General features: G+C 66.9%; 11 protein-coding genes. 7 read left to right on the plus strand and 4 right to left on the minus strand.

Features of this window, described 5'->3' with window-relative positions; all coding sequences use genetic code 11:
• From VMJ11_RS26915 to VMJ11_RS26925, 3 genes are all read right to left on the minus strand, one after another.
• Positions 1-185 (minus strand): high-potential iron-sulfur protein (locus VMJ11_RS26915; RefSeq protein WP_325623473.1); only part of this gene is annotated, 185 nt, incomplete at its 3' end.
• A gap of 205 nt (positions 186-390) precedes the next feature.
• Entirely contained in the window at positions 391-1497 is a 1107-nt protein-coding gene (locus VMJ11_RS26920; RefSeq protein ID WP_325623475.1) for an NAD(P)/FAD-dependent oxidoreductase, read from the minus strand.
• Positions 1498-1734: 237 nt separating this feature from the next.
• Entirely contained in the window at positions 1735-2079 is a 345-nt protein-coding gene (locus VMJ11_RS26925; RefSeq protein WP_325623477.1) for a DUF4148 domain-containing protein, read from the minus strand.
• A 615-nt stretch (positions 2080-2694) separates the two neighbouring features.
• Between VMJ11_RS26925 and VMJ11_RS26930 the strand changes: the two genes are divergently transcribed.
• The 4 genes from VMJ11_RS26930 (at position 2695) to VMJ11_RS26945 (ending at position 6180) form a co-directional block, all read left to right on the plus strand.
• Positions 2695-3135 (plus strand): hypothetical protein, encoded by a 441-nt coding sequence (locus VMJ11_RS26930; protein WP_325623493.1) that lies wholly within the window; start codon positions 2695-2697, stop codon positions 3133-3135.
• 32 nt (positions 3136-3167) lie between these two features.
• A complete protein-coding gene (locus tag VMJ11_RS26935; RefSeq protein ID WP_325623479.1) occupies positions 3168-3965 on the plus strand; it encodes an endonuclease/exonuclease/phosphatase family protein in 798 nt (265 codons plus the stop codon).
• A 218-nt stretch (positions 3966-4183) separates the two neighbouring features.
• Entirely contained in the window at positions 4184-4828 is a 645-nt protein-coding gene (locus VMJ11_RS26940) for a LysE family translocator (protein WP_325623481.1), read from the plus strand.
• A 581-nt stretch (positions 4829-5409) separates the two neighbouring features.
• On the plus strand, positions 5410-6180 hold the full coding sequence (locus VMJ11_RS26945) for a ferredoxin--NADP reductase (RefSeq protein WP_325623483.1): 771 nt from the start codon (positions 5410-5412) through the stop codon (positions 6178-6180).
• A gap of 112 nt (positions 6181-6292) precedes the next feature.
• Here the strand turns inward: VMJ11_RS26945 and VMJ11_RS26950 are convergent, their stop codons facing one another.
• Complete coding sequence (locus VMJ11_RS26950) at positions 6293-6445, minus strand: hypothetical protein (protein WP_325623485.1); 153 nt, start codon at positions 6443-6445, stop codon at positions 6293-6295.
• A 146-nt stretch (positions 6446-6591) separates the two neighbouring features.
• On the opposite strand from VMJ11_RS26950, the gene VMJ11_RS26955 reads away from it, so the two are divergent.
• The 3 genes from VMJ11_RS26955 to VMJ11_RS26965 all read left to right on the plus strand — a co-directional run.
• The gene (locus VMJ11_RS26955; RefSeq protein ID WP_325623487.1) at positions 6592-7629 is read left to right on the plus strand and encodes a sensor histidine kinase; all 1038 of its coding nucleotides are present in this window, start codon (positions 6592-6594) and stop codon (positions 7627-7629) included.
• A 16-nt stretch (positions 7630-7645) separates the two neighbouring features.
• Entirely contained in the window at positions 7646-8302 is a 657-nt protein-coding gene (gene rqpR, locus VMJ11_RS26960; protein WP_325623489.1) for a response regulator transcription factor RqpR, read from the plus strand.
• A gap of 333 nt (positions 8303-8635) precedes the next feature.
• A partial coding sequence (locus VMJ11_RS26965) for an amino acid permease (protein ID WP_325623491.1) occupies positions 8636-9757 on the plus strand: 1122 nt, incomplete at its 3' end.

The following is a 9757-nucleotide window of genomic DNA, read 5'->3' on the forward strand; positions in this document are numbered from 1 at the left end:
CCGGGGACGTACTTCGCGAACTTCGCCTTGTCGACCTTGGTCGCGTCGAGCTTGTAGCCGAGCGCCTGGGCGGTGGGATCGGATTCGGCAACCTTGGGGGCGTCGGCGAAAGCCTGACGCGAAAGCGCGAGCGTCGATGCGACACCGATGCTCGTGATCAGAAAGCTGCGGCGGGACGATTTCATGGGAGTCACTCCGGTATTGTGGGCGATTCGTTCGCTGGGTTATGCGCGGCGCGTGCGCCGCGTCAATGCCTATACGTCGCTCTGGCGGCGGCGTCGCGGAGAAGCTTAACAACGAAGGACGCACGCGTGAGGCTGCAATGCCGGAGATAAGTGAGCCGCATCATGCGGCTCACTGGAAGGAGGGAAAACGCGCGGTCGGTGCGTTTCAGTCGATGGAAGCCATCTCGCACACGCGCTGGGCGATCGCTAGCGAAGCCGTGAGCCCCGGTGACTCGATGCCAAACAGGTTCACGAGCCCGCGCACGCCGTGCGAGGCCGCGCCCTGGATCATGAAGTCAGCGGCGGGCTCGCCGGGCCCGGAGAGCTTCGGGCGGATGCCCGCGTAGGCCGGCTGCAGCGCGCCGTCGGGCAGCGCGGGCCAGTAGCAGCGGATCTGCGCATAGAAGGCCTCGGCGCGGCGGGGATCGACGTCGTAATCGATCGCGTCGATCCATTCGACGTCGGGGCCAAAGCGCGCCTGGCCGCCCAGGTCGAGCGTGAGGTGCACGCCGAGCCCCGCCTCGTTGGGCATCGGGTAAATGAGGCGCGAGAACGGTACGCGCCCCGAAACGCTGAAGTAATTGCCGCGCGCGAGATAGAACGGCGGCACGTGGCGCGCGTCGAGCCCGCGGATGCGCCTCGCGAGCTTCGTCGCATACAGGCCCGCGCTGTTGACGACGCAGGCCGCGCGGATGTCGATCGGCGTGTCGCCGCCCGTTTTCACGACGAAGCCCTTGCCGAGCGCATCGATCGACTCGACCGGCGACTTGAATGCGATCATGGCGCCGTCGCGCTCGGCGTCGCCCTGCAGCGCGAGCATGAGCTGATGGCTGTCGACGATGCCGGTCTGCGGCGAGTAGACCGCCGCGACGCATTCGAGCGCCGGCTCGAGCGCGAGCGCCTCGCTGCCGCTGATGCGCGTGAGGTCGAACACGCCGTTTTCCTTGCCGCGCGCGGCGATCGCCTCGAGTTGCGGAATCTGGTTCGCCGCCGTGGCGACGAGCAGCTTGCCGCAGCGCGCGTGCGCGACGTGGCGCGCCGCGCAGTACTCGTAGAGCATCTCGCGCCCGCGCACGCACAACGCCGCCTTGAGCGAGCCGCGCGGGTAGTACAGCCCGGCGTGGATCACTTCGCTGTTGCGCGAACTGGTGCTGGTGCCGATAGCCTCGGCGGCTTCGAGCACGATCACCTCGCGCCCGCGCGCGGCAAGCGCGCGCGCCACGGCGAGCCCAACCACGCCCGCGCCGATTACTGCGCATTCGATTTGATCCATGTCCCTGCGTCCCGCCTTCACGGCGCCGGCAGGCAAGCCGGCCGCGCCCCGATCCTCTCTGCCATGGAGCTGGCGATGCGCGTCGCGCACCACCGCATGAGGAAAATTGTACGCCGCGCGGCGGTGCGTCCACGCCACAGTCTCGCCACGAAGGAGCGCAAGGGAACAAAGAAAGCGATCAGGCGTGCGGCGCGCGAGCCATTTTTGCCATGGAGCCCGCGCCCGAAAGCCGGCGAATCAGTCGACGGCGCTGCGTGGCGCCGCCGCGCGCGCGTGGAAGAAACCGCTCGTAATCTGCTTGCGCGGGACGGTATAGCCGCCCATCGCGTACTGCTGCGGGTAAGCGGGCGAATTCGGGTCCAGACTCAGCTCACCGTCAGCGCGGGCACGAGCCAGCTCGGCCTTCACTTCGGCGCGAGTCTTGGGTGCGTTGTTCGCTGCGACGCTTGCCGCCGCAAGCGGCTGAATGGCCGGTGCCTGCTGCGTCTGCGTCGCTGCGTAACCTGTCGCAAACGCAGGCGCGGCGGCGAAGGCAGTGGCGGCGCTGACCAGCAGGGTCGCAAGCGTGACTGACTTGTTCATGGCGAGACTCCTTCGAGTGGTTGCCGGCAGCGGCGCTATGCCCGACAAACATGGCAGGGCATGCCGGCCAGCCGAATCCGAATGACGCATCGGACGTGTGGAACCCAGTGTAAACACCGGCTATCGAAAAACCACGCCGATAACCAACAAGTCTGCGTTGCAACGAAAACAACAATCTCCGGCCAATTACCCCATTTGACTTATGGTTGTTGCACTTCAATGCCCAATGGCTCAGTGCACCTCGGTTGAAGCTCGCCGTCTTCGTCCCCATGTCGAATGAACCGCTGCGGTCCGGCGTTTGCGAACCCGGTATAGGATCGATGGTCAGAACGTACCCGCCCCGCCGCAGCGTTGCCAACGCCGTCGCTGCGCGTGGCGCTCATGCACGGAGCCGCCAATATGTCGTCGTGGAAACATTGCCTTGCCGTCACGCTGTTCGCCGCCCTGGCGGGAACGAGCGAAGGCGCGCTGGCGCAAGGCGCGGCGCAACCGACTTTCATCCCCGCTTCGCCGGCCGCTTCGCAACCCGTTGCAGGATCCGCCTCACAACCCAACTCACACCCCGCTTCACAACCCGCTTCGGAACCCGTTGCGCCGCCGGCCGCACAGCCCGCGATGGCGCCTGCCACTCAGCAAGCCGTCCAGTGGACGCTGCAGGTAATGCGCGACGGCCAGCAGATCGACTCGTTCGACGGCACGACCACGGTCGGCCAGACGCGCACCGATACGCACCACAAGGTCATCGCACACGACGTGGGCTGCAAGGATCAGCCTGCGGGCAGCATCGACCTGTCACGCACGATCACCGTTTCGCCGCTGCAGGCGAGCGCAAACTCGGTCATCCTCGCAATCGACGCCCAGGAAACGCTTGAAGGCGATACCGCTCCCCGCACCCCCGAAGGCTGCAAGCTCCCGCCGCAGCCGCGCCAGGTGAACGCGAGCCATCCGGCGCTCACCGTGCCGGCGGGCGAATGGGTGAGCTGGCAGATCGTCGACAAGGATCCCGCGCTCGCGTACCGGGTGCGGGCAAGCCTCGCCGCGCCGGCCGCCCAGTGATGGATGCGTGAACCAACCCGTTAGAAGAACGCATGCGAAATCCCGATCAACCGCTCATCGACAGTGCGCCAAGCAAAGACTTCGTCGCCGTGAGCTGGAATCTGCACAAGGGCCGCTCGCCGCTCGGCTTCGAGGCCTGGCAGGCCATGCGGCGCTGGGTCCAGTCCACCCACGCCGACGCCTGGTTCCTCCAGGAGGCCATGGCGCGCCGTCTGCCGCGGCCGGTGCTCGCATCGGCCTTCGGCGCGCCGCTTGGCGATCCGCTCGATGACGTCTGGCACTGCCAGGCCACCGAAATCGCCCACGCGCTCGAACTGCAGATCGCGCTCGGCCCGAACGTGTTCAAGCCTTCGTGGCGGCACGGCAATGCGATCCTTTCGCCGCATCCGCTCGATCTCGGCGGGCGCTGGGACATCTCCGCCCACCGCTTCGAGCGGCGCGGGCTGCTCGTCGCGCGCGCGAACGTGGCCGGCCAGTCCGTCACGCTGCTGTGCGCGCACCTCGCGCTCACGCGCAGCGCGCGGCTACGGCAGATGAACTGGATCGCGCACTGGATCGCGAAGGAGGCGCCGCAAGGGCCGCTCGTGCTGGCGGGCGACTTCAACGACTGGCGCAATGATTCGGTGCCGCTCTTTGCCGAGCACGGTCTGCAGGAAGTCGCCACGCTGCTCGGCGAGCCCGCTCGCACGTTCCCGGCGTTCTCGCCCGCACTCGCGCTCGACAAGATGTTCGTGCGCGGGCTTCAGCCGGTCGAACTGATCCAGCCCGCCCAGGAAACGGCGTGGCTTTCCGATCACCTGCCTTACATGGCGCGCCTGCGGCTCGAATAAGGCAGCATCCCCCGCTGCCGCCAGCCACTGCGGCGCGCTACGGCGGATGCAAGCCCGCGGCCGTAGCGCGCCGAAATGGCTCTATCTGGTTCTATCTGGCCCGGCGTCGCGCTGGCTGGCGCGCTTTCATACTGTTTCGAACTCCCAACAAGGCTGCGGCCACCCTGCGCAACACGTTAAGATGGCGCGTTCTCTTTCGCCCTCCGTCAGACTTCCCCATGCATTACGTCACCACGCTGATCCAGATCGCCGCGGTCTATTCGCTCGCCCTCATCAGTCCCGGTCCGAACTTCTTCATGGTCACCCAGCTTTCGCTCGCCGGAAGGCGCACGCTGGGCGTGGCGTCGGCGTTCGGTGTGGGCGTCGGGTCCACGCTGTGGGCCGCGCTGGCCATGCTCGGCTTCGCCACCGTGCTGCAGCAGATCGACTGGGTGTACAACGGCGTGCGCATTGCGGGGGCGCTCTACCTCGTGTGGTTCGGTTTCAAGCTCGTGCGCTCGGGCGCGCGCCGCGACACCGCGGCCGCGGCGCCCGTGGCAGCCGTCGAACTGCCGCCCGCCGGCCGCCTCGACTACTTGCGCACCTGGCGCGCGGGGCTCTTCACCTGCCTCACGAATCCGAAGGGCTGCGTGTTCTGGACCAGCGTGTTCGCCGCGATGCTGCCCTCGCACCCGCCGACGTGGTTCTACGGCGCCGTGCTCGCGACGGTCGCGGCCATGTCGTTCGGCTGGCACTGCAGCATCGCGTTCCTGTTCGCGGACGATCGCACCCAGCGCGGCTACCGGCGTCTGCGCCGGCCCATCGATGCTTTCTGCGGCGCCGCGCTGATCGAACTCGGCGTGAAGCTCGCGGCCGACCGCTAGACCCACGCCGCAGCACAGCGCCGCGCAAACACGCGCCCCGATGAGCGCAAATCGCGCGAATTCGCGCGCATCCGGGCTCGGAATGACCCCGCAAACACGCGCCGAAACTGCCCTGGCAGCAGGGTCAATGCTGCGGGCCGTCAGACCTTCCGGTATCATCTAGCCGGAATTTCGCACGCGCGCGTTGGCAGATCGTTTGGGGCGCGCGTGGCATGCGGCACGAGAACCCGCTCTCGCGGGTCCTGGCCAGGTCCGATCCGGCCCGCAAGGCCGAGGCTTACCCGCCGCGACCCCTGGCCGTCGGCAGCAACCCCCGCCACGCGTGCGGGTGCCAGCACACCGCCGCAGCGAGCCACCTTCCCTTGCGGCGCCTCGCGGACTCAGGCGACGCGACACGGTAAAATGCCGGATTGCGCCTCGTTCGCACTTCGTTCATATCGGGGCAGACTGGCAAACCGGGGAGTGGCGCACGCGAGGCGTGCGATCCCGCCCCCGAGCCGTTCGTCAAGCCGCGCTGTACTGGACAGCAGGCCGGCAGGACCGCCGCAGTCTGGCGGCCCTTGTTTCGCACATCAGGAACCATGAGCAAATTCACCGAAGAAACCGTTCTGAGCGTCCATCACTGGACCGACACGCTTTTCAGCTTCACCTGCACGCGCGATCAGGCCCTGCGATTTGATAACGGCCAGTTCACGATGGTCGGCCTCGAAGTGGAAGGCAAGCCGCTGATGCGCGCCTACTCGCTCGCGAGCGCGAACTACGAAGAGCATCTCGAGTTTCTCAGCATCAAGGTGCCGGACGGCCCCCTCACCTCGCGCCTGCAGCATCTGAAGATCGGCGACAAGGTTCTGATCGGCAAGAAGCCCGTCGGCACGCTCGTGGCCGACAACCTGCTGCCCGGCAAGGTGCTGTGGCTGCTCTCGACCGGCACGGGTCTCGCGCCGTTCATGTCGATCATCAAGGATCCGGACATCTACGACCGCTACGAGAGGATCGTGCTCACGCACACCTGCCGTTTCGTCGATGAGCTCGCCTACAAGGAATTCATCACCGAAGAACTGCGCGAGCACGAGTACCTCGGCGAAATCGTCCGCGAGAAGCTCGTCTACTACCCGACCGTTACGCGCGAGACCTTCGAAAACCGCGGCCGCATCACCGAGCTCATCGAAACGAAGAAGCTCTTCGAAGACCTCGACCTCCCGCCGTTCTCGCCCGAGCGCGACCGCATCATGCTCTGCGGCAGCACGCACATGTTGCGCGACACCGTCGAGCTGCTCGAGCAAGCTGGCCTCAAGGAAGGCAGCAACAACGAGCCGGGCCACTACGTGGTGGAAAAGGCATTCGTCGGCTAAGCGGCGCCGCCTTACCCTCGAAACGCAGAACCGGAGCCTCGCGCTCCGGTTTTTTTTCGCCTATGCGCCGCGTTTCGCCCTCCTTTTTTTAAACCGAGCGCCGTTACAGTTGTCACAAAATTTCGATACCTTTATCTGTCGGTATTTTTCCTACATGACAAAGCAGCAACACTTCATGCTGCACCTGAGGTCTTGCCGCTAAGCCTTGTCCAGCATGAAGTTTTTCTTTTTTTAAGATATTATCGCAGCGCAATATCAGATACACCGGAACACCGTTAGGGCCAGAGCCAAGTTGTTACCGGCTGTAAATCTAGTTACGCTGCGCCGTGCTGTTATCCGCCACGCCGGGAAGATTAGATGTCGGCGGCGTGCTGACAACGGGAACCGGTACCTGAACGGGAGATTGATGCAATGGACACGGCGGGATACGGCGCGGAGAACGCGCGCACGCCAGGCGGCGATGCTCCGCACGCTGCTCATGCTGCCGACGGCCTCGCCCTCCTCGCTCAGTCCTCTGCCGCAGGCGAAGCGGCTACGCTGGCCGCCCTCGAGAGTCTCGCGCTGATGCAGCGGCAAATGGCGGCGGCCGAGCCCATTCGCGGCAAAGCGCGGCGCGCGAGCCCGCTCGCCAACTCCGCGACGCGGTGGAGCGCCGCCCCCTCCATTCACGCCGACGAAGCCGCGCGCCACCGGCTCGCGCGCGAACTGCACGACAGCGTCGGCGCCGAGCTCGCGGCCACGCGCTTCGCGCTCGCCAACGTCCATACCTGGCTGCCCACCAACGCGCCGCCGCAGTGCGCCGAGGCGCTCGCGCTCGTCGCGCGCTCGCTCGAAGCCGCCACCGGCGCGATGCGCCATGTGCTCGACGGCCTGCACGCGCCGCAACTCGACGCCGGTCTCGCGCCCGCGCTCGCGGCCTGGGTGCGCGGCTTCGCGGCGCGCACCGGGCTCGCCGCGCGAGTAGCGAGCACGAGCGACGACGCGCGCCTCGCGCGCCTGCCCGCGGACGCCGCGCTCGCGGTGTTCCGCGTCGCCCAGGAGGCGCTCGCCAACGTGGCGCGCCATGCGCAGGCGACGCGCGCCGAAGTGCGGCTCGAAAGCACGGCGCGCCACCTGACGCTCACCGTCGCCGACGACGGTATCGGCTTCGCGCGCACCGCACGCACCGAGGGCTTCGCGCGCCGCGCCCTCGATCACGGCGCGGGCGGCAAGCGAGGCGGCCACCCAGGTCACCAGGCTCACCAAGGTCACTACGGCCTCGCCGGCATGCGCGAGCGTTGCGCGGCCTTCGGCGGGTCGCTGCGCGCCGTCAAGGGCGGCATCGCGTGCGCGCTCCGCGACGCGGGCTCACCAACGCAGCCGGCAACACGAAACGGCACGACGGTGCGCGCCCGCTTCGCCTGGGACGCGCTGCTCGCCGCCCCCAATCCCGCCTCTCCCCTCATCTGAAAGAACGCGCTCATCCATGACCCATCGCATCCTGCTCGTCGATGACCATGCCGTCGTGCGCCAGGGCGTCCGCCAGTTGTTGCTCGATCGCGGCATCGCGAGCGAAGTGCTCGAAGCGCAGACCGGCGCCGAGGCGCTCGCCGCCATCGCGAAGCACGTCTGCGACGTCGTCCTGCTCGACATCTCGCTGCCGGACATGAACGGCGTCGAGGTGCTCAAGCGCGCGAAGAAGAAGGCGCCGCGCTTGCCGGTGCTGATGTTCTCGATGTATCGCGAGGATCAATACGCGGTGCGCGCGCTGAAGGCGGGCGCGGCGGGCTATCTTTCGAAGACGGTGGACACCGCGCAGATGATCGCCGCGATCCAGCAGGTCGCCGCCGGCCGCAAGTACGTGAGCCCGGCAATGGCCGAAGCGCTCGCGGACTACGTGCTCGTGGACGGCGAGCAGTTGCCGCACGAGAAGCTCTCGGACCGCGAATACCAGACCCTGTGCATGCTCGCCTCGGGCAAGCGCCTCACCGACATCGCGCATGCGCTCTCGCTTTCGGTGAAGACGGTGAGCGTCTACCGCACGCGCCTGCTCGAAAAGATGAAGCTCAGCAACAACGCCGAACTCACCTTCTATGTGATGAGCAACCGGCTCGTCGATCTCTCGCCTACCGTCAACGCCTGACTCCCGCGCGGGGCCGGCAACTGCCTGCCGCCCCGGCAATCGCCCCTGCAATCGCCGCTGCGGCATCCAGGCGGTCTTCTCGCCATAAATCGTTGATCTGAAAATGAATTTCGCCGATTGCGCGAGTCCTGGCAAGGATCGCGCTCACGCGGCATCGTTCGCGGCTAAATCGTACGCGCTGTGCGTGCATTTCTGACCCATCTGCACCAACCTCCTACACGGCATCCGCTAAAATTTAGGGTTTCCCCGACATCCGGCACGCGAGGCCGAGGACGGCCACGCATCTGTGCCCACTCGTCGCCTTCGCGCGTTTTACGTGGAGTTCCCCGCCAAATGTCCCTATTTCGCAAGAAGAACGTCGAGCACATGTTGAAGGCAAGCGCCCAGGGCGCCGGCCTGAAGAAGGCGCTCGGCGCGCTCGACCTCACCTTTCTCGGCATCGGCGCGATCATCGGCACCGGTATCTTCGTGCTGACCGGCACGGGCGCCGTGCAGGCCGGCCCGGCGCTCATGATCGCGTTCCTGATCGCCGCCGTGGCCTGCTGCTTCGCCGCGCTCGCCTATGCCGAGTTCGCCTCGACCATTCCCGTGGCGGGCTCCATCTACACCTACTCGTACGCGACGCTCGGCGAGCTGGCCGCCTGGGTGATCGGCTGGGACCTGATGCTCGAGTACGGGCTCGCCACCTCGGCCGTCTCGGTGGGCTGGTCGGGCTATCTGCAGTCGTTGCTCGCGGGCTTCGGCGTCTCGCTGCCGGCGGCGCTCACCGCCGCGCCCGGCGCGCTGCCCGGCGTGCATACGCTCTTCAATCTGCCCGCCTTCCTCGTGATGATGGCGATCACCGCGCTGCTCTCCGTGGGCGTGCGCGAGTCCACGCGCATCAACAACATCATGGTGGCCATCAAGGTGACCGTCGTGCTGCTCGTGATCGCCGTGGGCGCGTTCCACGTCACGCCCACGAACTGGCATCCGTTCATGCCCAACGGCTGGAACGGCGTGTTCGGCGCGGCAGCCGTGATGTTCTTCGCGTTCATCGGCTTCGATTCGGTCTCCTCCGCCGCCGAGGAAGTGAAGGACCCCAAGCGCGACCTGCCCGTCGGCATCATCGCGTCGCTCGCCGTGTGCGCGGTGCTCTACGTCGCCGTGGCGGCGGTCGTGACCGGCATCGTGCCTTCGCAGCAATTCGCGCACGTCGCCCACCCGGTCTCGTTCGCGCTCCAGGTGGCGGGCCAGCAGTGGGCCGCCGGCTTCATCGATCTAGGCGCCGTGCTCGGCATGCTCACCGTGATCCTCGTGATGAGCTACGGCCAGACTCGCATCATCTACGCGATGTCGCGCGACGGCCTCCTGCCGCCAAAGCTCTCGAAGCTGCATCCGCGCTTCTCCACGCCGTTCCTCACGACCTGGCTCGTCGGCATCTTCTTCGGCCTGATCGGCGCGCTCGTGCCGCTGAAC

It is taken from the genome of Paraburkholderia sp. (genome assembly GCF_035501035.1).
In the GTDB taxonomy this organism is placed as follows: Bacteria; Pseudomonadota; Gammaproteobacteria; order Burkholderiales; family Burkholderiaceae; genus Paraburkholderia.